The sequence below is a fragment of the Chromobacterium sp. ATCC 53434 genome (assembly GCF_002848345.1).
Classification (GTDB): Bacteria; Pseudomonadota; Gammaproteobacteria; order Burkholderiales; family Chromobacteriaceae; genus Chromobacterium.
The window spans coordinates 1,037,973-1,063,164 of sequence record NZ_CP025429.1 but is presented as its reverse complement, the minus strand read 5'-3'; the positions used below and the strand labels follow the sequence as shown (position 1 = coordinate 1,063,164).

Genomic DNA, 25,192 nt, shown 5'->3' with positions numbered 1-25,192 from the left:
CTGTCAGGACATGAAAACGGCATCCTGAAACGGGAACACAGTGCTCAACTACAGCCGTCTGCTGGTCGCGATATGTTGCTGCCTGTCCGGCGCCGCCGCTGCGGCGCCCATCCTGGCGTACACCGAGGACGTGCCGCCGCTGAACTACCAGGAAAACGGACAGGTCAAGGGCTTCTCCACCGAGTTGCTGCGGCTGCTGGCGCGCGAAGCCGGCCTGGAAGTGAAGATAGAAGTGCTGCCGTGGCTGCGCGCCTACGCCAAGGTGAAAGACACGCCGGGCACCCTGCTCTACACCATGGTGCGCACGCCGGAGCGGGAGCCGCTGTTCCAATGGGTGGGCCCGATCAGCCCCCGCCGCATCTATTTGTACCGGCTGGGCGAGCGCCGCGACATCCGCGTCTCCTCGCTGGCGGAGCTGGCCCGCTACCGCAACGGCGCGCTGGCCGGTTCCGCCGCCGCCGGCCAGCTGGCCGAACTGGGCCTGGGCGAACAGCTGGACCTCGGCCGCAGCGATGCCGCCGATCTGAAAAAGCTGCAATTGGGCCGGGTGGACCTAGTGGCGATGCTGGACTGGTCGATGCAATGGCAGCTGCGTCAGCAGGGTCTGCCCGCCTCGGCGCTGGAGCCGGTCTGGCTGCTGGACGGCAAGCAGCAATACTGGTTCGCGCTGAATCCGCGCTCGCCGCCGGATTGGGCGAAAAAGCTGCAGGCGGCGCTGGAGCGCGTCGGCGCCGACGGCAGATTGCAGGCGATACGCCGCCACTATCGCGACGACTGACACCAGGCGCCGCCAACAAGCCGCCGATCCCGCGTTGCGCCTCCCTGCCGTACGAGATCTACTGTCCGCGTAGCCGCCCCGCTCAGGTGTTCTACTAGGTTTTGCCCGACCCGCCGGCGGTGTACAGTCAACACTCTCTCGCTCTCAGGAGGATGCGATGCAAGACCATCCCGTGGCCCGGCTGATCGCCGCCGCCGACGACGCCATCAATGCCAGGGACTTCGACCGACTGATGGATTTCTATGCCGAGGACGCGGTGCTGGTGGTGCGCCCCGGCCTGAATGCCTGCGGCAAGGCGCAGATCCGCCAGGCCTTCGCCGCCATCTCCGCCCACTTCAACCACAGCCTGCAGGTCAGCCAGGACGCATTGCACATCCTGCACAACGGCGCCACCGCGCTGGCGCTGGCGCGGACCCGGCTGCGGGCCGACACGCTGGACGAGGCCTGCCGCGACGCCACCTACGTCTTCGCTCAGGATCAAGACGGCGCCTGGCGCTGCTCGATAGACAATTCCTACGGCCACCAGCTGCTGGAAAATACGCCGGTCTGAGCCCCCGCCCAAAACCTCATGCGGCAGCGGCCGTTTTCCGCCGGACGCCGGGCGCGAAAAACGCTCCGCCGCGGCGTCGTTCGCCGCGAGGGAGCGTGAGATGAAACCGCGCGCGGCGAGAAGCCGGCTGGCAAGGCTTTCAGTTGGCGTATTTCTCCAGCGCCTGCAGCAGCGCCTCGGGACCGTTGGCGCCGGCAAAAGCCTCGCGCAATCGGTTGAAAGCCTCGGCCGCCTTGTCCGGATGCTTGGCGAACGGCACCAGGCCGTCGTGCTGCCAGCCGGCGGCGGCCAGCGCCTGCTTGCGAAAATTCATGCCTTCGTTGCCGCCACCGCCCATCGCCACCAGCGCCTGCTCCATCAAGGTATGCGGCAGCGGCGTGCGGCTGAGCGTGACAAAATGCTTGCTGTGAACTTCATCGAAATGCATGGAAGGCTTCCCCGTCGGCATGGTTGCTGAAATCGTTTTTTAGTTTTAGTCGCAACTTTGGCCGGATGCAGCCCGGAATCGACGGCCGGCGCAAAAATCCGTCGTCCCGCCGGGCCGCCACCGCGCGCGCCTAGCTGACGTGGGTCCTCAGCAAGGCGTACAACTCGTCCTTCAACCTGAGCTTTTCCTTTTTCAGCGTCTCGATTTCCTGCGGGCCGGCCGGCACGATGCGCGCCTCCATATTGCGGATGCGCTGATCGAGCCGGTTGTGCAGATCGAACAATTTGCAGAAGTGCGTATCCTCGGTCTTCAGCCTGGTGATCAGATCACGGTATTCGGGAAACATCGTCAGCCTCCTTCGGTGGGGTGTCCGGACCGGCCACGCCGGTCCATGCCTCCATGCTAGCGGCGTAGCCGGCCTCGCCGCTTGATCTGCCTCAGCTTCCTCACTGCCACCTGGCCGGCGATGCCGCCGGTCATGGCGGCGAAAAACGCTTCGCCATGCGCGAAATCCGCAACCGATGTCATCCGCTTGACGCCCGCTGCGTTAACCCAACTACTAGTATGGTTAAAATCAGGACCAGCCCGCCATGAGCAGTCAGCTTCCCCCGTCTTCCGAGCCGTCCCCCGTTCCGCTGCGCCAGCGGCTGGACCACACGCTGGAACTGCTGGGCATGCGCGGCAAGGGCCTGGCGCTGCTCGCCGCCGCCGCCGCGCTGCTGTGGCTGGTCTCCGGCGTCTACCGGGTGGAACCGGACGAACAGGGCGTGGTTCAGCGTTTCGGCCGCTGGACCGACACCACCGCGGCCGGCCTGCACTACCATCTGCCGTGGCCGATGGAAACGATACAACTGCCCAAGGTCACCCAGATCAAGCAGCTGAAGCTGGCCAATCTGTACGAGAGCGGACCGCCCGACGCCGCCGATCCGCGCGAAAAGCAGATGCTGACCGGCGACGAGAACATCGTCGAGGCCGACTGCGCGGTGTTCTGGCGCATCAAGGATGCCGGCCGATTCCTGTTCCGCGCCAGCAAGCCCGAGGAAGCGCTGCGCGTCACCGCCGAGGGCGCGTTGCGCGAGGTGATCTCCCGCACGCCGATACAGGCGGCGATGTCCAACCGCCGCCAGCAGGTGGCCGAGGAGACCCGCGGCCTGATACAGCAGCGGCTGGACGCGCAGCAGGCCGGCATCCTGATCACCCAGGTGCAGCTGCAGCGGGTCGATCCGCCGGCGGCGGTGATCGACGCCTTCAACGACGTGCAGCGCGCCCGCGCCGACCAGGAACGCGCCCGCAACGAGGCCCAGGCCTACAGCAACGACATCCTGCCGAAGGCGCGCGGCGAGGCCGAGCGCATCCGCCAGGAGGCCGAGGCCTACCGCAGCCAGGTGGTCAACCTGGCGCAGGGCGAGGCCAAGCGCTTCGACTCGGTATACCAGACCTATGTCCAGGCCAAGGACGTCACCGCCTGGCGACTGTACCTGGAGAGCATGGACGACATGTTGAAGAAGGCCAGCAAGGTGGTGATAGACGGCAGCGGCAAGAGCGGAACCGGCGTGCTGCCGCTGCTGCAACTGCAGGACAAACCGAAAACCGCCAGGGAGAACCGCTGATGGACAGGCAATGGCGCGGAATCGGCTGGGCGGCGGGCATCGCCGCGATCTGGCTGGCGCTGTCGGCGCAGTACACGCTGAACGAGGGACAGAAGGCGCTGGTGGTCAGACTGGGCGCGCCGGTCGACGTCGACAGCGAGCCTGGGCTGAAATTCAAGCTGCCGCTGGTCGACAGCGTGCAGTATTACGACACCCGGCTGCAGATGCTGGCGCCGCCGCCGGAACAGGTGATACTCGGCGACGAGAAGCGGCTGGAGGTGGAAACCTATACCCGCTACCGCATCGCCGACACGCTGCGCTTTTACCAGGCGCTGCGCACCGAGGAGCAGGCGCGCGCGCAGCTGACGCAGCTGGTCGGCACCTCGCTCAGGCGCGAGCTCGGCAAAGAGCCGTTGTCCGAGCTGCTGTCGCCGCGCCGGAAGGCCATCGTCGAGCGCATCCAGCAGGAAGTGGTGGAGCGCGCCCGGCCGATGGGGCTGGAGGTGACCGAGGTGCAGCTGCACCGCGCCGACCTGCCGCTGGAAACCAGCCAGGCCATCTACGACAGGATGAAGTCGGCGCGCCAGCAGGAGGCCAAGGAATTGCGCGCCCAGGGCGCGGAATGGGCGCAGCAGATCCAGGCCAAGGCCGACCGCGACCGCACCGTCATCCTGTCCGAAGCGCAGCGCCAGAGCGCCATCACCCACGGCGAGGCCGACGCCGACGCCGGCCGCGTGCTGGCGCAGGCCTTCGGCAAGGACCCGAAGTTCTACAAGTTCTACCGCTCGCTGCAGACCTACCGCCAGTCGCTGGCCGACTCGGCGCCGACGCTGGTCCTGTCGCCGGATTCGGCGCTGCTGCACGATCTGAAGAGCGGCCCGGCCGGGGCCAGGCCATGAGCGGAGCCGACATGCCCCTGCCGCCGTCCGCGCTGAGCCGGCTGCGCCACCTGCTGGCCGCCATCGGCCCCGGCCTGGTGGTGATGCTGGCCGACACCGAGACCGGCAGCGTCATCGCCGCCGCGCAGAGCGGCGCCCACTGGGGCTACCGCATGCTGCCGTTGCTGCTGCTGCTGATCCCCTTCCTCTACCTGGTGCAGGAATTGACGATACGGCTGGCGCTGGGCACCGGCCTGAGCTACGGCGAGCTGGTCCGGCGGCGCTGGGGCCGCCGCGCCGAGCGGGCCTCGGCGGCGCTGCTGCTGGTCAGCTGCCTCGGCGCGCTGGCCACCCAGCTGAGCGGGCTGGCCGGCGTCGGACAGATGTTCGGCATTCCCGCCTGGCGGACAATGACGCTGCTGTGCGCGCTGATTTTCGCGATGGTGTGCAGCGGCGGCTACCGCTCGGTCGAACGCGTCGCCATCGGCCTCGGCGTGTTCGAGCTGGCCTTCCTGGCCGAAGCCTGGCTGGCGCGGCCCGATCCCGGCCAGATGCTGGCCCAGCTGTCCGGCCTGCCGTTGGGCAACCACGACTTCCTGCTGTTGGCCGCCGCCAATATCGGCACCTGCGTGATGCCCTGGACCATCTGCTACCAGCAGTCGGCGCTGCTGGACAAGGGGCTGACGCTGGCCGATCTGCGGCCGGCGCGGCTGGACACGCTGTTGGGCGCGATACTGTGCCAGGCCATCACCGCCGGCATCCTGATCGCCGCCGCGGTGGCCTTCGGCAACGGCGCCGGCGGGCAGAGCCTGGACACCATTCCCGAGATCGCCGGCGGCTTCGACCGCCTGCTCGGCCCGACCGGCGGCCGGCTGATGTTCGCGCTGGCGCTGTCCGGCGGCGCGCTGGTCGCCACCATCGTGGTCTGCCTCAGCAGCGCGTGGACGCTGGGCGAATTGGCCGGACGGCGCGACTCGCTGGAAAAGCGCCCGTTGCAGGCGCCGTGGTTCTACGGCGGCTTCGCGGCGATGCTGATCGGCGCCGGCGCGCTGGTCTCGTCCGGCGTCAATCTGGTCAAGCTGTCCATCGCCACCTCGGTCGCCAACGCGCTGCTGCTGCCGGCGATGCTGGCCGGCCTGTACTGGCTGGCCGGCGGCGACGCGCTGCCGCCGCCGCTGCGGCTGAGCCGCCGCTACAAAATGATGCTGGCGCCGTTGCTGTTGTTGGCGGCCGGCTTCAGCCTGTACGCCGGCATCGCCGGCAGCCTGGACTGACTCGCAGGAATCGCCATGGAACCCGACAGCCTCGCCCGCGCCTTCGGCCTGACCTTGCAGGTCTCCTTTCTCGACCTGATCCTCAGCGGCGACAACGCGCTGGTGATCGCGCTGGCCTGCCGCTCGCTGCCGCCGGCGCTGCGCCGCCGCGCCGTGCTGTGGGGCACCGGCTTCGCCATCCTGCTGCGCCTGGTGCTGGCCGCCGTCACCGGCGCGTTGCTGGCGGTGCCGCTATTGAAGCTGGCCGGCGCCGTCATCCTGTTCGCCATCGCCATCCAGCTGCTGCTGGAAGAACACGGCGAGCCGGACGCCGCGCGGCTGTCCGAACAGGCCGGCCACAGCCGGCAATTATGGAACGCGGTGATGCTGGTCGTCGGCGCCGATCTGGCGCTGAGCCTGGACAATGTGGTGGCGCTGGCCGCGGCCGCCCAGGGCAGCCTGGCCTTCCTGCTGCTGGGGCTGCTGCTCAGCGTGCCGCTGCTGATGTACGGCAGCCTGCTGCTGGCGCGGCTGATGGACCGCTATCCGCTGCTGATTCCGGCCGGCGCCGCCGCGCTGGGCTGGCTGGCCGGCAGCCTCGCCGCCGGCGACGCGCTGTGGGGGGACTGGGTGGCGGCGCAGGCGCCGGCGCTGCAGTTGGCCGCGCCGCTGCTGGGCGCGGTCTTCGTGCTGCTGGAGAGCCGCGTCATACGCGAGCAGCGGCGCAAGCTGCCACCGTTGCCGCCGCTGCGGCCGTTCGCCCCGCTGATCCGCCGCCTGGCGCTGCTGGGCGAGGCCGGCATCGCCAGCGCGCCGCCGCCGGTCGAGATGCCGGCCGCCCCCGCGCCGTCGCCCGCCGAAGCGTCGCCGGCAGCGCCGCCCGCCGCGCCTTCTCCAGTCGTCGCGTCCTCCTCCGGGACGCCGGCCGCCGAAGCCGAGATAGAGACCGATGACGGCGCCGGCCTGAGCCCGCTGCTGAAGCTGCTGGTCGGCGCCGCCGCCATCATCGGCGCGCTGGCGCTGCTGTGGCTGGTCTGGCACCTGCTGAGCCAGGGCTTTCTGCCGGCGCCGCGCCATCCGGCGGCGCCTCGCCGCTGAGCGCCCAGGCGCCGGTTGCGATCTTTTCCGGCCGCGGCCAATGGTCTGTATCTGGTATGCAACATTTCTACCGGCATCGCGGCGGCCGATATGACTGTCGGCAACCAACCGTAACACGGTTGCAATAAAACGCCTGCTGCGGCGCAATAAAGTCATGCGCCCATCGAGCCGCCCCACGCGGTGAAATTCCTGTCTCCCAATGGCTGCAAGCCTTGCCCAGCAGGACTGCCGCCGTTGCTCCCACCACCGTTTCCCGCCTGCCGGCGCCCTGCCGCTAGCCTCTCCCCGCCGCCGCTCGCCAGTCATGCCTGACAAAAAGTACAGGATCATTTTTCATTCGTACCGCTACATTCCATTTGTTAATACCACTTAAATACAACTAACAACGCTTGTTTCTGCAACAACCACAACAACGGGAGAAAACAGAGTGAGCAAAACCCTGATGTTACTGAAGAGCGGGCTGGCGGCCAGCGCCGTCGGCGGCGCCGCGCTGCTGGCCGGCCATGCCGCGGTCAGCGGCGGAGGCGCCCCCTGGCCGCAATCGCTGCCGGCCGGGCTGATGAAGACCGCCGACAACAGCTGCACCGACCCGGCCTGGAACGCCACCGCCGTCTATACCGGCGGCCAGCGCGTCAGCTACCAGAACCAGACCTGGCAAGCCAAGTGGTGGACCCAGGGCAATACGCCGTCGGCCGGCGATTCTAGCCCCTGGCAGCTGATAGGCCAGTGCGGCGGCGGCAACAATCCGCCGCCGGTGGACCCGCCGCTGGTGCAGGTGCCGGCGCCGACCGGCAACGCGCTGTGTCGCCCTGAAGCGCTGGCGCAGACCGCCGGCGTCGACGTGCCCTACTGCGCCGTCTACAAGCAGGGCGGCGCCGAGCAGCTCGCTAACGGCAGCCGCCGGCGCATCATCGGCTACTTCACCAGCTGGCGCACCGGCAAGGACGGCAGCCCGGCCTATCTGGCCAGCGACATCCCCTGGAACAAGCTCACCCACATCAATTACGCCTTCGCCCACGTCGACAGCAGCAACAAGCTGTCGGTCAACGAGACCGCGCCGGGCAACCCGGCCACCGACATGACCTGGCCGGGCGTGGCCGGCGCCGAAATGGACGCCAGCCTGCCGTACAAGGGCCACTTCAACCTGCTGACCCAGTACAAGCGCAAATTCCCCGGCGTGAAGACGCTGATCTCGGTCGGCGGCTGGGCCGAAACCGGCGGCTACTTCGACGCCAGCGGCAAGCGCGTGGCCAGCGGCGGCTTCTACAGCATGACCGTCAACGCCGACGGCAGCGTCAACCAGGCCGGCATCAACGCCTTCTCCGACTCCGCCGTCGCCTTCCTGCGCAAGTACGGCTTCGACGGCGTCGACATCGACTTCGAATACCCGACCTCGATGAACAACGCCGGCAATCCGCTGGACTGGAGCTTCTCCAACGCGCGCCTGGGCTCGCTGACCAAGGGCTACGTCGCCTTGCTGCAGACGCTGCGCGACCGGCTGGACCGCGCCGCCGCCCAGGACGGCCATTACTACCAGATCACCGCGGCGGTGCCGGCGTCCGGCTATCTGCTGCGCGGCATGGAAACCTTCCAGGGCCTGAAGTATCTGGACTTCGTCAATGTGATGTCCTACGACCTGCACGGCGCCTGGAACCGCTTCGTCGGCCCCAACGCCGCGTTGTTCGACGACGGCAAGGACGCGGAGCTGGCGTTTTGGAACGTGTACAGCACGCCGCAGTACGGCAATATCGGCTACCTGAACACCGACTGGTCCTACCATTACTACCGCGGCGGCCTGCCGGCCTCGCGCGTCAATATGGGCGTGCCCTATTACACGCGCGGCTGGAAGAACGTCACCGGCGGCAGCAACGGCCTGTGGGGCAGCTCGGTCGGCAGCAACTGCCCGACTGGCCTGACCGAGTGCGGCGACGGCGCGGTCGGCATCGACAATATCTGGCACGACCTCGACGACAACGGCAAGGAGATCCCGGGCGGTTCCAACCCGATGTGGCACGCCAAGAACCTGGAGAAAGGCCTGGCCGGCAGCTACCTCGCCTCCTACGGCATAGACACGACGCAGCCGATCAACCAGCTCAGCGGCAGCTACCAGCGCAACTACAGCAGCGCGCTGGCCGCACCGTGGCTCTGGAACGCCGGCAAGAACGTGTTCCTGTCGACCGAGGACGAGCAGTCGATCGCCCAGAAGGCCGCCTGGATAGACGCCAACAATGTCGGCGGCGTGATGTTCTGGGAACTGGCCGGCGACTATGACTGGAACGCCCAGCGCAATAACGGCAAGGGCGAGTACTACATCGGCAACACGCTGACCAGCCTGCTGTACAGCACCTTCAGCCAGCCGGCCAAGGTCAGCGCCCGCCGCGCCGACGTCGCGCCGGCGCCGGCCGCGGCGATAGACGTGGGCTTCAGCCTGGGCGGCTTCGCGCTCGGCGATCAGAACTATCCGATCAATCCCAAGCTGACCATCGTCAACCGCTCCAAGACCACGCTGCCCGGCGGCACCGAGTTCCAGTTCGACGTGCCGACCTCGGCTCCGGCCAATATCGCCGACCAGTCCGGTTTCGGGCTGAAGGTGATCAGCACCGGCCACAGCGGCAGCAATGTCGGCGGACTGAAGGGCGACTTCAACCGCGTGTCGGTGAAGCTGCCCAGCTGGCAGAGCCTGGGCGCTGGACAGAGCGTGACGCTGAGCGTGGTCTACTACCTGCCGATCTCCGGCCCCAGCCACTACACGGTGGGCCTGAACGGCAAGACCTACGCGATACGCGACGAGGCGCCCTACCTGCCTTACCTGCAATAGCGTTTCAACCGGCCCGCAGCCGCGGGCCGGCCAGTTTCTTCTCTTGTATCCCTTCTTCCGGCCGGGCCTCGCGCCCGGCCGTTTTTTTCGCCGGCGCCTCCGGCGGCCATTGCATCACCTCGTTCAGCCGCGCCAGGGCCTCGACCGGGTCGACGCCCCAGCGCCGGCGCTGCCGTCCCAGATAATGTTGAAAGAAAAGAAACAGCGGATCGGTTTTCATGCTGGACTCCTTGTTCGGCAGCCCTTATTGTCTCGCTGATAACATGAACAAAAAATTGCTGACTTTTTCCTACATTGTTCCTCTTTATGAGCCATAAACGCCTGTTGCATCACTACAGCCGCCTGCACCGGCAACTGGAAGGCCGCGACAGCGCCGTCTCGCTGCAGCAGCTGGCCGATCTGCTGTGCTGCACCCGCCGCCACATGCGCGGCCTGCTGGTCCAGATGCAGGCCTTGGGCTGGCTGGCCTGGCATCCCCGCGCCGGGCGCGGCCAGCGCTCGGACCTGCGCTTCCTCCGCGATGTCGGCCAGCTGCAACGCCGGCAGGCCGAACTGCTGCTGGAGCAGGGCCGGGTGGAACAAGCCGTCGGCCTGCTCGGCGACGACCCGCGGCAACTGGCGCCGGTGCTGCTGTCCAGACTGGGCCGTCGCTGGAGCGAGAACCGCCAGGTGCTGGGCGTCCCCTACTACCGGCCGATGCCCAATCTGCACCCGGGCACGCCGCTCAGGCGTTCCGAGCGCCATCTGGTCAGCCAGATCTTCAACGGCCTGACCCGGCTAAACGAGGAAAACGGGGAAATAGAAGGCGATCTGGCCCATCACTGGCAACAGCATTCGGAACGGGAATGGCACTTCCACCTGCGCCCCGGCGTGCGCTGGCACGACGGCGGCGAATTGAGCCAGGACGACATCGCCGCCAGCATGCGGCGGCTGCGCGAGCAGCCGCTGTTCGCCCACCTGGCCGCGGTGCGCAGCCTGTCGCCGCGCAGCCTGGCGCTGGAGTTGTCCGAGCCGGACCGCTGGCTGCCCAGACTACTGGCCGACCCGGCCGCGATGATCCTGCCGGCCGGCCACGCCGACCGCCCCGACTTCGCCTCGCGCCCAGTCGGCACCGGCCCGTACCGGGTGGCGGCCAACGACGCGCACCGGCTGTCGCTGCAGGCCTTCGACGACTATTTCGGCTATCGCGCGCTGCTCGACCAGGTCGACATCTGGATGGTGCCCGACCTGGGCGACCAGCTGGAGCTGGCCGCCCAGGGCGTTTGCGACCTGACGGTGGAAATCAATCCGAGGCCGATCGAGTCCCGGACCGAAATGTCGCTGGAGGCCGGCGTCTATTTCCTGCTCTGCGACGGCCGCTCCGCGCCGATGCGCGACGACGCCGTCCGGCACTGGCTGGCGCAGACGCTGGCGCCGCTGGCCGTCATGCAGCGCACCGAGCCGGCCACGCGTCAATACTGGGTGGCCGCCTCCGGCCTGCTGCCGCGCTGGCACCACGGCCGGCCGCAGCCGGCGCCCGCCGCGCCGCCGCTGGCCGAACTGCGGCTGGCCTATTACGAACAGCATCCAGAATACCGGCAGATCGCCGCCGCCCTGGCCCAATGCCTGCAAGCGCACGGCATCGCGCTGCGATGCCGGGAATACAGCTACGGCGACTGGGAACAGGGCCTGGGCGAGGCCGATCTGTGGCTGGGAACGGTCAACTTCAGCAGCGACATCGACTACGCGGTGCCGGCCTGGCTGCTGGGCACGCCGCTGCTGCGGCGTTGCTGCGAGCCGGCGCTGCCGCTGCAACGCTGGCTCGGCGACTGGCGCGCCGGCCGCGTCCACGCCCACGACATGGCGCAACAGACGGTGGAGCGGCATTGGCTGTTGCCGCTGTTCCACAACTGGCTGCGGCTGAAGGGGCCGGGCCAGATCGAGGATTTCCGCCTGAACAGCATGGGCTGGTTCGATTTCAAAACCGCCTGGCTGCGGCCGGAGGAAATGTAGCGCCCGCGGCGCCGGCGCTCACTTGTACGGCAATTCGTAGATGTCCAGCTGTTGCAAGGCCAGCGGATTGACCGACTCCACCCTGCCGCTGCGGTAGTCGACGATCAGCGGATGCCGGGCCGGGTCGCAGCTGGCCGGCTGCCAGCCGGCGCGATCGCCGCCGGACAGATTGACCGGGGTCGGGCCGATGCCGTCGGGCTTGCGGTCCACATTGCTCAGTTTCAGCGCCGTCGCCAGATCGCCGGACAGGAACAGGGGCCGGATGTCGCGCGGCGCGTTGCGCACGCAGAGGAAGGACTGGAAATAGCGCACCTTGCGCTCATTGATCAGATCGAAATCGGGGTTGTACATCGCCTCGTTGACCACGTAGGCGACGTCCTGGACCGCGCCGGCCGCGCCGACCGCGTTGACGATGAAGGCCTGGCCCGGCTGCAGACAGCCCAGCCGCTGATCTATCCAGACTTCGTCGACCGAACCGGCCTGGCATTTCAACGGCCCCTGATAGGGCCGGATCGCTTCCGCCGCGCCGGCAACGCCGATCCACGAGGCGGCCAGCGCCAGACACAACAGCACTTCTTGCAATAACTTGCGCATTTTCAGCATGATCCCGAAACAAGATTGTCGACCCCCTGGTCGCCTCCCCCTCATTCCTCAAGCCGTGATCGCCGCCGGGTCCGCCCAGCGCGCGGTTCTTTATGGTACGGCACGCGCCCCACGCGTCCCGCCGCCCGCCGTTTCAGCACGACGGGACCGCTAGCATATGCCGATGACAGTCCAATGTCATCATGAATGAACTGGTAAAAATGTTTTCAACAAGCCGGCGCCGCCATCCGCCGGTTGACGCCGAGCGCCGGCGCGCGACTTTCTTTCCCGCTCAGTCACTTAGCCGGACCATCGCGGCGGCGGCCGGCAAAACCTCGTCGGCCCGGTGCTTTTGCTGCATCGCAAAACCTTGCCAAGCCCGGCGAAACCGGCTACATTCTCCCGCTCTAGCGAAGCGCGCGGGTGTAGCTCAATGGTAGAGCAGAAGCTTCCCAAGCTTACGACGAGGGTTCGATTCCCTTCACCCGCTCCACCTGCTTCCCGCCTCCCAAAAAATCCTTCATGCATGGCCTCTCCGAGCGATATCAGATGAAATTGAACTCAGGCCGGCTGTGGCTAAGAATTGCGACCTACGGCGCCGTGGCCGTGGTCCTGCTGCTGGTATTGATCCGCGCCCTGATCTACTGGCAATTCGACGAGGCCGCCGTGCGCGGCAGCCTGGTGCGCGCGCTGCAAAATAACGGCCGCGTCGTCCACATCGACGGCCGCATCACACCGGCGGTCTTTCCCTCCCCCGGCATAGACATAGAGAAAGTCAGCGTCAGCGAGGCCGGCAAGTCGGACGTGTTCGCCCGCGTAGAACTGCTGCGCGTGTCGCTGGCCTGGATGCCACTGTTGTTCGGCACCCGCGAAATCAAGGCGGTCGAGCTGTACGGCCCCAGCGTCAACATCAGCCGCAGCCTGGACGGCCGGCTCAATATCGCGGACCTGTTCCAGCACCGCAGCCAGGAAGGCTACAGCGTCAAGCTGGACCAATTGCGCATACGCGAAGGCACGCTGCTGCTGTCCGACCAGCCGACCCGCACCGACAAGCGCTTATCCAGCATCAGCCTGGACGCGGACGGCCTGCTGGGCACCGCCAGCGTCAGCGCCGGCGCCATCCTGGACGACGACAAGCGGCCGGTGCGGCTGGCGCTGAACACCCCGCTGGCCATCCAGGACGACCAGGTCAGCCTGCCGCAGCTGGAAGCGGTGGCGATCAGCAACATCCAGGGCCTGGGCGAAACCAAGCTGACCATCGCCGGCCAGTACAAGCTGAACTTCGCCTCGCTGCAGGCCACCGGCAGCGACGTGACCGTCAGCTTCAGCAGCGAGCGTCCGAGCAGCGAAGTGAAGCTGGCGCTGCCGCAGATCAACGCCAGCCTGCGCGAGCTGACGATGCCGTCCGGCACCATCAGCGCCAAGCTCAGCTACGCCCGCAGCCAGTACCAGCTGCAGGCGGCGCTGGACAATCTGAAGCTGAGCGAGGGCGGCCTGTACGCCGACAAGCTGGACGGCGAATTCAACTGGCTGGCCGGCGACACCCGGGTCAACGTCAAGCTGAACGCGCCGTTCTCGCTGGCGGCAATGAACCAGCTCAGGATGGAGCCGTTGAAGCTGACCAGCACCATCACCACGCCGGCGCTGCCGCGCGGCAGGCTGGTGGCCAGCATGGAGGGCGCGCTGGACGGCGACGTCGACGAGCCGCGCTTCAATCTGCGCGTCGCCGGCAAGCTGGACGGTTCCGACGTTTCCGCCACGCTGAGCCAGTACGGCCTGATCAAGCCGCGCCACGAAGCCACGCTGAACATCGGCAAGCTGGACCTGAACCGCTATCTGCCGGAAACCCAGGGCGATCCGGTGGCCATCTTCCAGAACACCAACGAGATCCCGCTGGACTGGCTGGATTTCTTCGACCTGAACGGCAAGGTGGCGATAGGCGAGCTGGCGATGGGCCGCTTCCGCATCAACCACATCAGCAGCAATGTGCGCATCAATCCGCGCGCCGTCGAACTGGACCAGATGTCGGCCGACATCTACGACGGCCGTCTGCAAGGCGACGCGTCGCTGAGCCGGCGCGACGCCCCCCATCTGCAGGTCAAGCAGACCTTGCAGGGCATGAAGATACGCCCGCTGCTGGTGGACCTGTTCAACTTCAGCCGGCTGGACGGCAAGGGCAACGGCAAGATAGACATCAGCGCCGACGGCAAATCGTTCGCCGAATTGCGCAGCACGCTGAACGGCGACGCCTCGTTCAGCCTGAACAACGGCGCGCTGACCGGCATAGACCTGGTGGCGGCGCTGAAGAATCTGCCGGCCGAACTGAAGGAATGGAACGGCGCCGCGCAGAACGACCAGCGGACCACCTTCTCGACGCTGTCCACCAGCCTGAAACTGGACAAGGGCATCGCCCGCAGCCAGGACCTGAAGCTGGCGTCGCAGCTGGTCAATGTCGCCGGCGGCGGCAAGATAGACCTGAAGCAGAACATCGTCGACTACACGATGGACGTGCAGGCCAACCCGCAGGAATTCTCCCGGCTGAAGGGCGTCAACGTGCCGCTGAAGATCACCGGACCGATCAACGCCCCGGTATACGCGCTGGACTTCAACGCGATGGTCAAGGGCAAGAAGACCGAGGGCGAGAAGAAACAGGCGCTGAAGCAGCAGTTGCAGAAGCAGATCACCACGATACTGCCCTGAACGGAACGGCGCGCCGCTTTGATGGTGCGTCGCCCATCGGTACATCCCCCCAACGGTGCGTCGCCCATCGGTGCGTCGCCCAACGGTGCGTCGCCCCTTCGGGGTGACGCACCCTACGTGTGATGGGTCGTCGATGCGCTGTCGGTGGAAAATGCTTTCGGTAGGGTGCGTCACCCCAACGGGGCGACGCACCATTGCGTTCAATCGCCCTGCAGTATCCGGGACTCCGCCAGCGCCAGTTGCTGCGGCGTGCCCAGCAGCACCAGCACGTCGTCGGCGCCGATTTCGAAGCTGGCGTCGAAGTCGGTGCGGCGCACCCGCTGGCGGCGTATCGCCTTCACCTCCACTCCCAGCGCCTCCAGCTCCAGCGCCCCCAGCGGCTGGCCTATCGACGCGGCGCCGCCGCATACCTGCACGCTGAGCATGCGCGGCACCAATTCGTCGTCCAGGCTTTCCACCTCGTCGCTGCTGCCGCGGAAAAAACCGCGGAACAGGTCGTAGCGCTCCTCGCGCACCGCCCGGATGCGGCGCAGCACCCGGCTCGGCGGCACCCCGGCCTCCAGCAAGGCCTGCGAGGCCAGCATCAGGCTGCCCTCCATCACCTCGGCCACCACCTCGTCGGCGCCGGCGCCGCGCAGCAGTTCCATCTCGCTGTCGTCTATCGTCCGCACGATCACCGGCAACTCCGGCCTGACCTCGCGCACCGCGTGCAGGATGCGCAGCGCCGCGTGGGTGTCGGCGAAAGTCACCACCACCACCCGGGCGCGCATCAGGCCGGCGGCGATCAGCACTTCCTTCTTGCCGGCGTCGCCGAACACCACCTGGTCGCCGGCCTCGCCGGCCTCGCGCACCCGCTCCGGATCCATGTCCAGCGCGAACAGATTGATGTTTTCCGCCTCCAGCAGCCGCGCCAGCGCCTGGCCGCTGCGGCCGTAGCCGCAGATCAGCACGTGCTCGCTCTTGCTCATGCCTGCCACCAGCATCTGGTGCAGGTCCAGCGACTGCAGCATCCAGTCCTGCCTGATCAGCCGGCGGGTGATGCGCTCGCCGTACAGGATCAGGAACGGCGCCGCCAGCATCGAGATCAGTATCGCGGCGATCGCGGCCTGCGCCGTCGGCGTCGACACCAGTTTCAGATTCATCGACAAGGCCAGCAGCACGAAGCCGAATTCTCCGCCCTGCGCCAGCGCCAGCGCCGCGCGCAGCGAATCGTTGGAGCGGTGGCCGAACAAGCGCCCCAGACCGAACACCACCGCCAGCTTCAGCGGCAGCAGCAGGGCCAGCATCAGCATCACCTCGCCGAAACGGTCGAACAGCACCGAGAACTCCAGCCGCATGCCGACGGTGATGAAAAAGAAGCCGAGCAGGATGTCCCGGAACGGCTTGATGTCCTCTTCCACCTGATAACGGTATTCGGTTTCCGAGATCAGCATGCCGGCGACGAAGGCGCCCAGCGCCAGGCTCAGGCCCGACAATTCGGTCAGCCAGGCCACCCCCAGCGTCACCAGCAGCACGTTGATCATGAACAGCTCGCCGGAGCGCTGCCGCGCCACCAGGTGGAACCACGGCCGCACCAGGCGTTGGCCGAAGAACAGCAGCAGCGCCAGCACCACCACCACCTTGCCGCCGGCCTTGCCCAGGTCCAGCCACAGCGTCTCGCTGCCGCCGGCGAAGGCCGGCAGCATGATCAGCAGCGGCACCACCGCGATGTCCTGGAACAGCAGCACCCCTATCGCCAACTGGCCGTGCGGCTGGTTCAACTCCAGCCGCTCGGCCAGTAGCTTGCTGACGATGGCGGTCGACGACATCGTCAAGGCGCCGCCGATCGCGAAACCAGTCAGCGGACTGCCGGTCAGATGAGCGATGGCCGCCGCGACCAGCAGCATGGTCAACGCCACCTGGGCGAAACCGACGCCGAACACCAGGCGCCGCATCGCCTTCAGCTTGGGCAGCGAAAACTCCAGGCCGATGGTGAACATCATGAACACGATGCCGATTTCGCCGAGAAAGGCGGTCTCCTCCCCCTGCGGGATCAGGTTCATCGCGCCAGGCCCCGCCGTGAAGCCGACCACCAGGTAGCCAAGCATGGCCGGCACTCTCAGACTGCGGCACAGGGTGACGGCCAGCACGGCGGACAACAGGACAAGGACGATAGGGGCCAGGGAATGCATCGGCGGTCGGGTCTCCCGGGGAAGGTTTCGGAGGGGGAAAAACGGGGAAAAAGCGACGGCCAAGCAAAAGTTGCACCAGCGCGCGCGTCAATCGATTATAACCTTTGATATACTTTTGCCTTATGGAAAAAACACAATCCGTCAGCCGCCTGGAAACGGCGCGCGAGGTGCTGCATACCGAGGCCGCCGCGCTGAACACGCTGGCCGAGCGCCTGAACGGCGAATTTCTGGACGCGGTCGAAGCCATACTGGCCTGCTCCGGCCGCGTCATCGTCACCGGCATGGGCAAGTCCGGCCATGTCGGCCGCAAGATCGCCGCTACGCTGGCCAGCACCGGCACGCCGGCCTTCTTCGTCCATCCGGCCGAGGCGGCCCACGGCGACCTCGGCATGATCACCGGCGACGACATCGTGATCGCGCTGTCCAACTCCGGCGAGTCCGGCGAGGTGGTGTCGCTGCTGCCGGCGCTGAAGCTGAAAGGCATACGGCTGATCGCGATGACCAGCCGCGCCGACTCGACGCTGGCCGGCGAAGCGGACATCCTGCTGCACTCGCATGTCGAGAAGGAGGCCTGCCCGCTGAACCTGGCCCCGACCACCAGCACCACCGCGCAGATCGCGCTCGGCGACGCGCTGGCGGTCACGCTGATGGAGGTGCGCGGCTTCGGCAAGAGCGATTTCGCGCTGTCCCATCCGGGCGGCAGCCTGGGCCGGCGGCTGCTGGTGCACGTGCGCGACCTGATGCACGGCGGCGCCGAATTGCCGCGGGTGGCGCCGGGCACGCTGTTGAAGGACGCGCTGCTGGAAATGTCGCAGAAGCGGCTGGGGATGGTGACCGTCTGCGACGCCGCCGGCGCGCTTCACGGCATCTATACCGACGGCGACCTGCGCCGGACGCTGGAAAAAGGCGTCGACGTCTACCGCCTGCAGATAGACGAGGTGATGGGCCGTTCGCCGCGCACCATCGTCGCCGACAAACTGGCGGCCGAGGCCGGCTTTTTGATGAAGCAGCACCAGATCACCAGCCTGGTGGTCGTGGACGAGGCCGGCAAGCTGGCCGGGGTGCTGCACATGCACGACCTGCTGCGAGCAGGCGTATTTTGATTCCGCCGTCCGCGCGCCCCGCGGACGGCCGCAAGGACCAAGCAATGCGCATGATTTCCGAGCAGGCCCGCAAGGTGAAGCTGCTGATCATGGATGTGGACGGCGTGATGACCGACGGCCGCATCTACTACAACGCCCAGGGCGAGGAAAGCAAATCGTTCTATGTTCAGGACGGCCTCGGCCTGCGGCTGCTGCAAGGCACCGGTGTGCAGCTGGCCATCATCTCCGGCCGCGCCGACCGCTGCGTCGAGCACCGCGCGCGCGCGCTGAAGATAGACCACTACTACGGCGGCGTGCACGACAAGAAGGTCGCGCTGGCCGACCTGCTGGACAAGACCGGCCTGAGCCTCGACGCCTGCGCCTTCATCGGCGACGATCTGATTGACCTGCCGATCCTGACCCGCGTCGGCCTGGCGGTGGCGGTGCCCGAAGCGCCGCCGCAGGTGCGCCAGCACTGCCATTACGTCACCGGCAATCCGGGCGGCCACGGCGCGGTGCGCGAGCTGGCCGAACTGATCATGCAGGCGCAGGGCACCTTCGACGCCGTCGTCGCCGGGTATCTGGCATGATGAAGCTATTGCGCTCGCACCGGCTGTTCCCGATATTGCTGATCGGCCTGACCGCGCTGCTGACCGTGTGGCTGGACCAGATCTCGCGCTGGGACAGCCACCGCCGCGACCTGGATCCAGACAAGCCGGAGTACGTCGCGGAAAGCATGGTCGCCACCCGCTACGACAAGCAGGGCCTGCTGCTGGACAAGCTGATCGCCAGCCGGATGTGGCAATATCCGGGCAAGCCGGACGCCTATTTCGAGAATCCCGACCTGTACCAGTATCAGCAAGGGACGCTGCAATACCGCGTCATCGGCGAAAGCGGCCGCTACAACAACAAGAACCAGCAGGCTTTCTTCGACAAGAAAGTCGTTTTGATCAAACCCGCAGACAGCAAGCAACCGGAAACCCGGCTGGAAAGCAGCGCGATGTTCGTCGACACCGGCAAACGCTACGCCAGCTCGAAAGCACCGTCGGTGATACACCACGGCAATTCGGTGGCCAACTCGATAGGCTTCACCTACCAGGAGCCGCTGGGCCTGCTCCACCTGCTGTCCACAACCAAGATCACCTATGCCAAATAAGTCCCGAATCGCATTGGCCAGCCTGCTGCTGGCCGCCTCCGCGCTCGCTCAGGCCGAACAGGCCGACCGCAACAAGCCGCTGGAAATCACCAGCGACAACGGCTGCACCATGGACCAGATCAAAGGCGTTTCCGTCTGCACCGGCAATGTGGTCGTGGTGCAGGGCACGCTGCGCCTGAACGCCGACAAGGTGGTGGCCACCCAGGACAAACAGGGCAACCAGACCTTGCAGGCCACCGGCCGCATCGTCACCTTCCGCCAGAAGATGGACAACAACGGCGGCTGGGTCGAAGGCCAGTCCAGCAAGCTCGATTACAATAGCGCCGCCCACAGCGCGGTGCTGACCGGCAACGCCCGCGTCAAGCGCAACGGCGACCTGGCGATAGGCACCGTGATCACCTACGACACCCAGAACGAGACCTACCAGGTGCTCGGCGGCGGCAGCGGCGCGGCAGCCGGCAAGGGCGGCCGCACCACTGTGATCCTGCAGCCGAAGAACACCGCCTCGCAGCCCGCGGCCGCCAAGCCCGCCGCCGGAGCCGACCCGCGATGAGCCCCAGCATACTGACCGTTTCCCGCCTGAAGAAGCGCTTCAAGAAGCGCACCGTGGTCAAGGACGTCTCGCTGAGCATTGAGAGCGGCGAAGTCGTCGGCCTGCTCGGCCCCAACGGCGCCGGCAAGACCACCAGCTTCTACATGATCGTCGGCCTGATCGGCGCCGACGACGGCGACATCCGGCTGGACGACGCCTCCATCACCCGCTATCCGATACACCAGCGCGCCCAGCTCGGCCTAGGCTACCTGCCGCAGGAGGCGTCGATCTTCCGCCGGATGACGGTGGAGGAGAACATCGCCGCCATCTTGGAAATCTCCGGCCGCAAGGGCAAGGAGCTGGAGAAGGAGCTGGATCTGCTGCTGGACGACCTGAACATCGGCCATCTGCGCGACAGCAACGCGCTGTCGCTGTCCGGCGGCGAGCGGCGCCGGGTCGAAATCGCCCGCGTGCTGGCCACCCGACCGCGCTTCATCCTGCTGGACGAGCCGTTCGCCGGCGTCGACCCGATCGCGGTGATCGACATCCAGAAAATCATCTCCTTCCTGAAGGAACGCGGCATCGGCGTGCTGATCACCGACCACAACGTCCGCGAGACGCTGCGCATCTGCGACCGCGCCTACATCATCAGCGACGGCTCGGTGCTGGCTTCCGGCCAGCCGGAGGAGCTGGTCAACAACGACAAGGTGCGCGAGGTCTACCTCGGCGAGCACTTCCATCTGTAAGCGGCGATGAAACAGGCCCTTCAGCTCAAGGTCTCGCAGCAACTGACGCTGACGCCACAGCTGCAGCAATCGATCAAACTGCTGCAGCTGTCCACGCTGGACCTGCAAGCCGAGGTGGATCGCTTCCTGCTCGACAACCCGCTGCTGGAGCGCGGCGACGAGCCGCACGACGGCGAAGCCGCGCCGGACGGCGCCGACAGCGGCGCCGGCGAAACGCAGGACGCCGACGGCCGTGACGACGGCGCCGGCGAGCTGCTGGACTGGGGCGCAGGCGCCCGCCAGGGCGGCGACGACGACTATGATCCGATGCTCAACGTGCCCAGCCAGCCCAGCCTGCGCGAGCACCTGCTGGCGCAGCTGGGGGAGATCGCGCTGAGCGACCGCGACCGCGCGGTGGCCTGCCTGCTGATCGAAGAGCTGGACGACGACGGCTACCTGCCGCTGGACCTCGACGAGCTGGCCGGCAATCTGCCGCTGGAGCTGCAGCTGGACAGCGACGAGCTGGCCATCGGCCTGACACTGCTGCAGCAGTTCGATCCGGCCGGCGTCGGCGCGCGCTCGTTGGCCGAATCGCTGCAACTGCAGCTGTTGCGGCGGCCGGCCGACGAGCCCGGCCGCGCGCTGGCGCTGGAGATCGCGCGCGAACACCTGGAGCTGCTGGGCGGGCGCGACTACGCCAAGCTGAAGAAATTGTTCGGCTGCCAGGACGAGGCGCTGCGCCAGGCGCAGGCGCTGATCTCCCGGCTGAACCCCTACCCCGCCAGCGGCTACGGCCACGGCGACATCCACTACGTGATTCCCGACATCGCGGTCAGGAAGCTGCGCGGCCGCTGGGTCGCCGAACTGAACCGCTCGGCGATGCCGCGGCTGCGCGTCAACCGCCTGTACGAGCGACTGCTGGCCGACAAACGCGGCGCCGGCGGCGAACTGGCCGGCCCGCTGCAGGAGGCGCGCTGGCTGGTAAAGAACATCCAGCAGCGATTTGACACTATTCTGAAAGTGGCGGAAGCTATCGTTGAACGGCAGCAATCGTTCTTTGAACATGGCGAAGTGGCGATGCGGCCGCTGATCCTGCGCGATATCGCGGACGAGATCGGCCTGCACGAATCCACCGTTTCCCGCTCGACCAGCCAGAAGTACCTGCTCTGCCCGCGCGGCCTGTTCGAGCTCAAGTACTTCTTCGGCAGTTCGCTGGAAACCGACGGCGGAGGGGAATGCTCCGCCACCGCCATCAAGGCTCACATACGCGGCATGATAGACGGCGAGGACCGCGCGAAACCGCTGTCCGACAGCGCCATCGCCGACGCGCTGGCCCGCCAGGGAATACAGGTTGCCAGACGCACCGTAGCCAAGTATCGTGAAGCCATGCAGATTCCGGCGGTGAATCTGCGCAAGGCGCTGTGACAGGCCTTGAGAAATACAATGCCGCCCGGCAACCCGACCGGGCGGTCAACACCAGAAGGAGCTAGGGTATGAACCTCAAAGTAACTGGCCTGCACCTGGAAGTCACCCCGTCGCTGCGCGAATACATCGAAAACAAACTGGAGCGCATCACCCGCCACGTCGACCATGTGATCGACATCTCCGTTACTCTCTCGGTGGACAAACTGGTTCAAAAAGCGGAAGTCAACGTGCACCTGTCCGGCAAGGACATCCACATCGAGGCGTCCGAGGCAGACCTCTACGCCGCCATCGATCTGCTGATGGACAAGCTGGATCGCCAGGTGTTGAAGTACAAGGAAAAGCTGACCGAGCATCGCGCGCAGGGCACCGGCCAAAGTTCCGGCGAAGCTGTGCAAGCCTCGCTGTGACGCGACTCTGAAGGCAACGGGAACCGGACGGTTCCCGTTTTTCTTTGCGCTTGCCGGTTTTCAGTACTATCAAGGCAACGTAGAATTCCGGGTTTCTCCAAGAGCCGCATGCATAACCCAATATGAATCTCATCGGCAAAATCCTGACTCCGGACCATGTGCTGCTCGATCTGGATGTCTCCAGCAAGAAGCGGGTGTTCGAACAGGTGGGCCTGTTGGTGGAAAACACCCGCGGCATCGCCCGCAGCGAGATCTTCGACAGCCTGTTCAGCCGCGAAAAACTGGGCTCCACCGGACTGGGACAGGGCGTGGCGATTCCGCACGGCCGCGCCCGCGGCCTGAAGGAAGCCACCGGCGTGTTCATCCGGCTGAAGGCGCCGATCCCGTTCGACGCGCCGGACGGCAAGCCGGTGCAGTGCCTGTTCGTGCTGCTGGTGCCCGAGCATGCCACCGACCTGCACTTGCAGGTCCTGTCCGAACTGGCGCAGATGTTCTCCAGCCGCCAGATGCGCGAGAAGATGCTGGCCATCGCCAACCGCGACGAACTCTACCAGTTGCTCAGCGAATGGACCCCCAATGCCTAGCATCACCGTACGCAGGCTGTACCAGGAAAATCAGCAGAAACTCAATCTGACCTGGGTGGCCGGCACCGGCGGCTCCGACAATGTGATCGGCAACGACGACCAGCGCCCGACGCTGGCGCTGGTCGGCCACCTGAACTTCATCCACCCGAACCGGGTGCAGGTGCTGGGCCTGGCCGAAGTCGACTACCTGAACAAGCTGGAGCAGTCGGCCGCCAAGACCGCGCTGGACCAGCTGTTCCACAAGAGCATGTCGGTGGTGATGGTGGCCAACAACCAGCCGGTGCCGCGGCTGCTGCGCGACTACTGCCACAGCCACAACGTGCCCTTGATGTGCAGCACGCTGGAAAGTCCGTACCTGATGGACGTGCTGCGGATCTACCTGGCCCGCGCGCTGGCGGTGTCCACCGTCTTGCACGGCGTTTTCCTCGACGTGTTCGAGATCGGCGTGCTGATCATGGGCGACTCGGCGATGGGCAAGAGCGAGCTGGCGCTGGAACTGATCTCGCGCGGCCACGGCATGGTCGCCGACGACGCCGTCGAGCTGTACCGCATCGGCCCGGACACGCTGGAGGGCCGCTGCCCGCCGCTGCTGCGCGACTTTCTCGAAGTGCGCGGCCTCGGCATCCTCAACATCCGCACCATCTTCGGCGAGACCGCGGTCCGGCCGAAAAAGGTGCTGAAACTGATCATCCACCTGGTCAAGGCCAACGACCAGGCGATGCAGGCGCTGGACCGGCTCAACATCCAGTCCGAGACCCAGGACATCATAGGCGTCACCGTGCGCAAGGTGGTGCTGCCGGTGGCCGCCGGCCGCAACCTGGCCGTGCTGGTGGAGGCCGCCGTGCGCAACTACATCCTGCAGCTCAGGGGCATAGACAGCACCCGCGAATTCATCGAACGCCACACCAACTTCCTACGGGACCAGGAAAATGCGCCTGATATTGATTAGCGGCCTGTCCGGCTCCGGCAAGTCGGTGGCGTTGCGCGCGCTGGAGGACGCCGGCTTCTACTGCGTGGACAATCTGCCGGCGACGATGCTGCCCGAGGCGATGGCGCTGTACGCCGACTTCGGCTACGAACAGATCGCCATCAGCGTCGACACCCGCTCCGGCCCGTCGCTCAGCGCGCTGCCGGCCGTGGTCGCCCGCCTGCGCGGCCAGGGCATGGACGTGCGGCTGCTGTTTCTCGAGGCCAAGCGGGAAACGCTGGTCAAGCGCTTCTCCGAGACCCGCCGGCGCCACCCGCTGTCCGGCGCCGGCATCACGGTGGAGGAAAGCATACGGCTGGAGCAGGAGATGCTGGCCGACATACCGGAACTCGGCACCCGCATCGACACCAGCGAACTGTCGGCCAACGCGCTCAGAAGCTGGGTGCGCGAGCTGCTGGACGCCGACGGCAGCCGGCCGATGCTGATCTTCGAATCGTTCGGCTTCAAGCACGGCCTGCCGCAGGACGCGGACTTCGTGTTCGACGCCCGCTGCCTGCCCAACCCCTACTACGATCCGCTGCTGCGTCCGCTGACCGGCCGCGACCAGCCCGTCATCGACTTCTTCGCCGGCCACCAGGAAGTGGCCGAGATGATAGCCGACATCCAGGCGCTGATCGCCAAATGGCTGCCCTGCTACGGCAAGGAAAACCGCAGCTACCTGACGGTGGCGGTCGGCTGCACCGGCGGCCAGCACCGCTCGGTCTTCATCACCGAGAGCCTGGCCCGCGCCTTCGCCGACCGGCAGGTGCTGGTGCGCCACCGCCAACTGTACCGCGAAACCTGACCCCGGCGGACGGCCTCCGTCCGCCCTGCGCCGGCGCCGCCGCCGCGCCGGCTGGAGAATTCCGATGTCCCGCCGCAAAACCGTCACCGTCGCCCTGACCGGCGCCTCCGGCCTGCCCTACGGCCTGCGCCTGATCGAAACCCTGCTGGCCGCCGGCATCCGGGTCTGGGTGCTGTACTCCCAGGCCGCCCAGGTGGTGGCCAAGCAGGAAATGCAGCTGACGCTGCCGTCGCGCCCGGCCGAGATGAAGGCCTGGCTGCTGGAACGCTACCCCGCCCCGCCCGAGCAGCTGGAAGTGTACGGTCGCGAGGAATGGTTCGCGCCGGCGGCGTCCGGCTCCAATCCGCCGGACGCGATGGTGGTGTGTCCATGCTCGATGGGCACGCTGGCCTCGATACGCCACGGCCTCAGCGACAATCTGATCGAGCGCGCCGCCGACGTCTGCATCAAGGAGCGGCGCACGCTGGTGCTGGTGCCGCGCGAAACGCCGCTGTCCGCCATCCATCTGGAAAACATGCTGGACCTGGCCCGGCTGGGCGTGGTGATCCTGCCGCCGTCTCCCGGCTTCTACACCCACCCGGCCAGCGTCGACGACATGGTGGACTTCGTCGTGTCGCGCATCCTCGATCAACTGGGCGTCGCGCAGACGCTGACGCCGCGCTGGGGAGAATGA

25 protein-coding genes and 1 tRNA gene are annotated in these 25,192 nt (G+C 66.8%); 21 read left to right on the top strand and 5 right to left on the bottom strand.

The window, feature by feature from the left end:
• Positions 1-40 precede the first annotated feature (40 nt).
• Complete coding sequence (locus CXB49_RS05015; protein WP_233492942.1) at positions 41-778, top strand: ABC transporter substrate-binding protein; 738 nt, start codon at positions 41-43, stop codon at positions 776-778.
• A gap of 157 nt (positions 779-935) precedes the next feature.
• Complete coding sequence (locus tag CXB49_RS05010; protein WP_101707388.1) at positions 936-1,328, top strand: SgcJ/EcaC family oxidoreductase; 393 nt, start codon at positions 936-938, stop codon at positions 1,326-1,328.
• 139 nt (positions 1,329-1,467) lie between these two features.
• Here the strand turns inward: CXB49_RS05010 and CXB49_RS05005 are convergent, their stop codons facing one another.
• Both CXB49_RS05005 and CXB49_RS05000 read right to left on the bottom strand, forming a co-directional pair.
• A complete protein-coding gene (locus tag CXB49_RS05005) occupies positions 1,468-1,755 on the bottom strand; it encodes a hypothetical protein (RefSeq protein WP_101707387.1) in 288 nt (95 codons plus the stop codon).
• Between the two features lie 130 nt (positions 1,756-1,885).
• Entirely contained in the window at positions 1,886-2,101 is a 216-nt protein-coding gene (locus tag CXB49_RS05000; RefSeq protein WP_101707386.1) for a YdcH family protein, read from the bottom strand.
• A 244-nt stretch (positions 2,102-2,345) separates the two neighbouring features.
• On the opposite strand from CXB49_RS05000, the gene hflK reads away from it, so the two are divergent.
• From hflK to CXB49_RS04975, 5 genes are all read left to right on the top strand, one after another.
• On the top strand, positions 2,346-3,365 hold the full coding sequence (gene hflK / locus CXB49_RS04995; protein WP_101707385.1) for an FtsH protease activity modulator HflK: 1,020 nt from the start codon (positions 2,346-2,348) through the stop codon (positions 3,363-3,365).
• Positions 3,365-4,243 (top strand): protease modulator HflC, encoded by an 879-nt coding sequence (hflC, locus tag CXB49_RS04990; protein ID WP_101707384.1) that lies wholly within the window; start codon positions 3,365-3,367, stop codon positions 4,241-4,243. The genes hflK and hflC overlap by 1 nt, the downstream gene beginning before the upstream one ends.
• Positions 4,240-5,496 (top strand): NRAMP family divalent metal transporter, encoded by a 1,257-nt coding sequence (locus CXB49_RS04985; RefSeq protein ID WP_101707383.1) that lies wholly within the window; start codon positions 4,240-4,242, stop codon positions 5,494-5,496. The genes hflC and CXB49_RS04985 overlap by 4 nt, the downstream gene beginning before the upstream one ends.
• Positions 5,497-5,511: 15 nt before the next feature.
• Positions 5,512-6,573 carry a YjbE family putative metal transport protein gene (locus CXB49_RS04980; protein WP_101707381.1) on the top strand — a complete coding sequence of 354 codons (1,062 nt, stop codon included), beginning with the start codon at positions 5,512-5,514 and terminating at the stop codon, positions 6,571-6,573.
• A 442-nt stretch (positions 6,574-7,015) separates the two neighbouring features.
• Positions 7,016-9,391 (top strand): glycosyl hydrolase family 18 protein, encoded by a 2,376-nt coding sequence (locus CXB49_RS04975; RefSeq protein WP_233492941.1) that lies wholly within the window; start codon positions 7,016-7,018, stop codon positions 9,389-9,391.
• A gap of 4 nt (positions 9,392-9,395) precedes the next feature.
• Here CXB49_RS04975 and CXB49_RS04970 read toward each other — a convergent pair whose 3' ends face one another.
• Positions 9,396-9,611, bottom strand: coding sequence for a hypothetical protein (locus tag CXB49_RS04970; RefSeq protein WP_101707378.1), 216 nt, complete (start codon positions 9,609-9,611; stop codon positions 9,396-9,398).
• Positions 9,612-9,697: 86 nt separating this feature from the next.
• Between CXB49_RS04970 and sgrR the strand changes: the two genes are divergently transcribed.
• Positions 9,698-11,383 carry an HTH-type transcriptional regulator SgrR gene (gene sgrR / locus CXB49_RS04965; RefSeq protein ID WP_101707376.1) on the top strand — a complete coding sequence of 562 codons (1,686 nt, stop codon included), beginning with the start codon at positions 9,698-9,700 and terminating at the stop codon, positions 11,381-11,383.
• Positions 11,384-11,401: 18 nt separating this feature from the next.
• Here the strand turns inward: sgrR and CXB49_RS04960 are convergent, their stop codons facing one another.
• A complete protein-coding gene (locus tag CXB49_RS04960) occupies positions 11,402-11,977 on the bottom strand; it encodes a hypothetical protein (RefSeq protein ID WP_158300617.1) in 576 nt (191 codons plus the stop codon).
• A 407-nt stretch (positions 11,978-12,384) separates the two neighbouring features.
• Here CXB49_RS04960 and CXB49_RS04955 point away from each other — a divergent pair.
• Positions 12,385-12,458: transfer RNA gene (locus CXB49_RS04955), tRNA-Gly, on the top strand.
• A gap of 56 nt (positions 12,459-12,514) precedes the next feature.
• The gene (locus CXB49_RS04950; RefSeq protein ID WP_101707373.1) at positions 12,515-14,665 is read left to right on the top strand and encodes an AsmA family protein; all 2,151 of its coding nucleotides are present in this window, start codon (positions 12,515-12,517) and stop codon (positions 14,663-14,665) included.
• A gap of 200 nt (positions 14,666-14,865) precedes the next feature.
• Here CXB49_RS04950 and CXB49_RS04945 read toward each other — a convergent pair whose 3' ends face one another.
• The gene (locus CXB49_RS04945; RefSeq protein WP_101707371.1) at positions 14,866-16,836 is read right to left on the bottom strand and encodes a cation:proton antiporter; all 1,971 of its coding nucleotides are present in this window, start codon (positions 16,834-16,836) and stop codon (positions 14,866-14,868) included.
• Between the two features lie 122 nt (positions 16,837-16,958).
• Here CXB49_RS04945 and CXB49_RS04940 point away from each other — a divergent pair, with 122 nt between their 5' ends.
• The 11 genes from CXB49_RS04940 to CXB49_RS04890 all read left to right on the top strand — a co-directional run bounded on the left by CXB49_RS04940 (position 16,959) and on the right by CXB49_RS04890 (position 25,192).
• The gene (locus tag CXB49_RS04940) at positions 16,959-17,939 is read left to right on the top strand and encodes an SIS domain-containing protein (RefSeq protein WP_101707370.1); all 981 of its coding nucleotides are present in this window, start codon (positions 16,959-16,961) and stop codon (positions 17,937-17,939) included.
• A 44-nt stretch (positions 17,940-17,983) separates the two neighbouring features.
• Entirely contained in the window at positions 17,984-18,508 is a 525-nt protein-coding gene (locus CXB49_RS04935) for an HAD family hydrolase (protein WP_101710608.1), read from the top strand.
• Positions 18,505-19,074, top strand: a complete 570-nt coding sequence (gene lptC, locus CXB49_RS04930; protein ID WP_101707369.1) for an LPS export ABC transporter periplasmic protein LptC — start codon at positions 18,505-18,507, stop codon at positions 19,072-19,074. Before CXB49_RS04935 ends, lptC begins: the two co-directional genes overlap by 4 nt.
• The gene (gene lptA, locus CXB49_RS04925; RefSeq protein ID WP_101707368.1) at positions 19,064-19,627 is read left to right on the top strand and encodes a lipopolysaccharide transport periplasmic protein LptA; all 564 of its coding nucleotides are present in this window, start codon (positions 19,064-19,066) and stop codon (positions 19,625-19,627) included. Before lptC ends, lptA begins: the two co-directional genes overlap by 11 nt.
• Complete coding sequence (gene lptB, locus CXB49_RS04920) at positions 19,624-20,352, top strand: LPS export ABC transporter ATP-binding protein (RefSeq protein ID WP_101707367.1); 729 nt, start codon at positions 19,624-19,626, stop codon at positions 20,350-20,352. Before lptA ends, lptB begins: the two co-directional genes overlap by 4 nt.
• A gap of 6 nt (positions 20,353-20,358) precedes the next feature.
• Positions 20,359-21,756 (top strand): RNA polymerase factor sigma-54, encoded by a 1,398-nt coding sequence (locus tag CXB49_RS04915; protein ID WP_101707366.1) that lies wholly within the window; start codon positions 20,359-20,361, stop codon positions 21,754-21,756.
• 68 nt (positions 21,757-21,824) lie between these two features.
• Complete coding sequence (hpf, locus tag CXB49_RS04910; protein WP_101707365.1) at positions 21,825-22,163, top strand: ribosome hibernation-promoting factor, HPF/YfiA family; 339 nt, start codon at positions 21,825-21,827, stop codon at positions 22,161-22,163.
• Between the two features lie 122 nt (positions 22,164-22,285).
• Positions 22,286-22,747 (top strand): PTS IIA-like nitrogen regulatory protein PtsN, encoded by a 462-nt coding sequence (gene ptsN, locus CXB49_RS04905; protein ID WP_101707364.1) that lies wholly within the window; start codon positions 22,286-22,288, stop codon positions 22,745-22,747.
• Positions 22,740-23,696 carry an HPr(Ser) kinase/phosphatase gene (gene hprK, locus CXB49_RS04900; protein ID WP_101707362.1) on the top strand — a complete coding sequence of 319 codons (957 nt, stop codon included), beginning with the start codon at positions 22,740-22,742 and terminating at the stop codon, positions 23,694-23,696. Before ptsN ends, hprK begins: the two co-directional genes overlap by 8 nt.
• Positions 23,677-24,519: an RNase adapter RapZ gene (gene rapZ, locus CXB49_RS04895; protein WP_101707360.1), complete on the top strand. Its 843-nt coding sequence runs from the start codon at positions 23,677-23,679 to the stop codon at positions 24,517-24,519. The genes hprK and rapZ overlap by 20 nt, the downstream gene beginning before the upstream one ends.
• Positions 24,520-24,583: 64 nt before the next feature.
• The gene (locus tag CXB49_RS04890; RefSeq protein WP_101707358.1) at positions 24,584-25,192 is read left to right on the top strand and encodes a flavin prenyltransferase UbiX; all 609 of its coding nucleotides are present in this window, start codon (positions 24,584-24,586) and stop codon (positions 25,190-25,192) included.

Coding starts and splice junctions, on each gene's coding strand:
- hflC (WP_101707384.1), top strand. CDS start 3,365: ATGGACAGGCAATGGCGCGGAATCGGCTGGGCGGCGGGCATCGCCGCG.
- rapZ (WP_101707360.1), top strand. CDS start 23,677: ATGCGCCTGATATTGATTAGCGGCCTGTCCGGCTCCGGCAAGTCGGTG.
- CXB49_RS05010 (WP_101707388.1), top strand. CDS start 936: ATGCAAGACCATCCCGTGGCCCGGCTGATCGCCGCCGCCGACGACGCC.
- hpf (WP_101707365.1), top strand. CDS start 21,825: ATGAACCTCAAAGTAACTGGCCTGCACCTGGAAGTCACCCCGTCGCTG.
- hflK (WP_101707385.1), top strand. CDS start 2,346: ATGAGCAGTCAGCTTCCCCCGTCTTCCGAGCCGTCCCCCGTTCCGCTG.
- CXB49_RS04960 (WP_158300617.1), bottom strand. CDS start 11,977: ATGCGCAAGTTATTGCAAGAAGTGCTGTTGTGTCTGGCGCTGGCCGCC.
- CXB49_RS04915 (WP_101707366.1), top strand. CDS start 20,359: ATGAAACAGGCCCTTCAGCTCAAGGTCTCGCAGCAACTGACGCTGACG.
- CXB49_RS04975 (WP_233492941.1), top strand. CDS start 7,016: ATGTTACTGAAGAGCGGGCTGGCGGCCAGCGCCGTCGGCGGCGCCGCG.
- sgrR (WP_101707376.1), top strand. CDS start 9,698: ATGAGCCATAAACGCCTGTTGCATCACTACAGCCGCCTGCACCGGCAA.
- CXB49_RS05000 (WP_101707386.1), bottom strand. CDS start 2,101: ATGTTTCCCGAATACCGTGATCTGATCACCAGGCTGAAGACCGAGGAT.
- ptsN (WP_101707364.1), top strand. CDS start 22,286: ATGAATCTCATCGGCAAAATCCTGACTCCGGACCATGTGCTGCTCGAT.
- hprK (WP_101707362.1), top strand. CDS start 22,740: ATGCCTAGCATCACCGTACGCAGGCTGTACCAGGAAAATCAGCAGAAA.
- CXB49_RS04985 (WP_101707383.1), top strand. CDS start 4,240: ATGAGCGGAGCCGACATGCCCCTGCCGCCGTCCGCGCTGAGCCGGCTG.
- CXB49_RS04890 (WP_101707358.1), top strand. CDS start 24,584: ATGTCCCGCCGCAAAACCGTCACCGTCGCCCTGACCGGCGCCTCCGGC.
- CXB49_RS04950 (WP_101707373.1), top strand. CDS start 12,515: ATGAAATTGAACTCAGGCCGGCTGTGGCTAAGAATTGCGACCTACGGC.
- CXB49_RS04935 (WP_101710608.1), top strand. CDS start 17,984: ATGCGCATGATTTCCGAGCAGGCCCGCAAGGTGAAGCTGCTGATCATG.
- CXB49_RS04940 (WP_101707370.1), top strand. CDS start 16,959: ATGGAAAAAACACAATCCGTCAGCCGCCTGGAAACGGCGCGCGAGGTG.
- CXB49_RS04980 (WP_101707381.1), top strand. CDS start 5,512: ATGGAACCCGACAGCCTCGCCCGCGCCTTCGGCCTGACCTTGCAGGTC.
- CXB49_RS04970 (WP_101707378.1), bottom strand. CDS start 9,611: ATGAAAACCGATCCGCTGTTTCTTTTCTTTCAACATTATCTGGGACGG.
- lptC (WP_101707369.1), top strand. CDS start 18,505: ATGATGAAGCTATTGCGCTCGCACCGGCTGTTCCCGATATTGCTGATC.
- CXB49_RS04945 (WP_101707371.1), bottom strand. CDS start 16,836: ATGCATTCCCTGGCCCCTATCGTCCTTGTCCTGTTGTCCGCCGTGCTG.
- CXB49_RS05005 (WP_101707387.1), bottom strand. CDS start 1,755: ATGCATTTCGATGAAGTTCACAGCAAGCATTTTGTCACGCTCAGCCGC.
- lptA (WP_101707368.1), top strand. CDS start 19,064: ATGCCAAATAAGTCCCGAATCGCATTGGCCAGCCTGCTGCTGGCCGCC.
- lptB (WP_101707367.1), top strand. CDS start 19,624: ATGAGCCCCAGCATACTGACCGTTTCCCGCCTGAAGAAGCGCTTCAAG.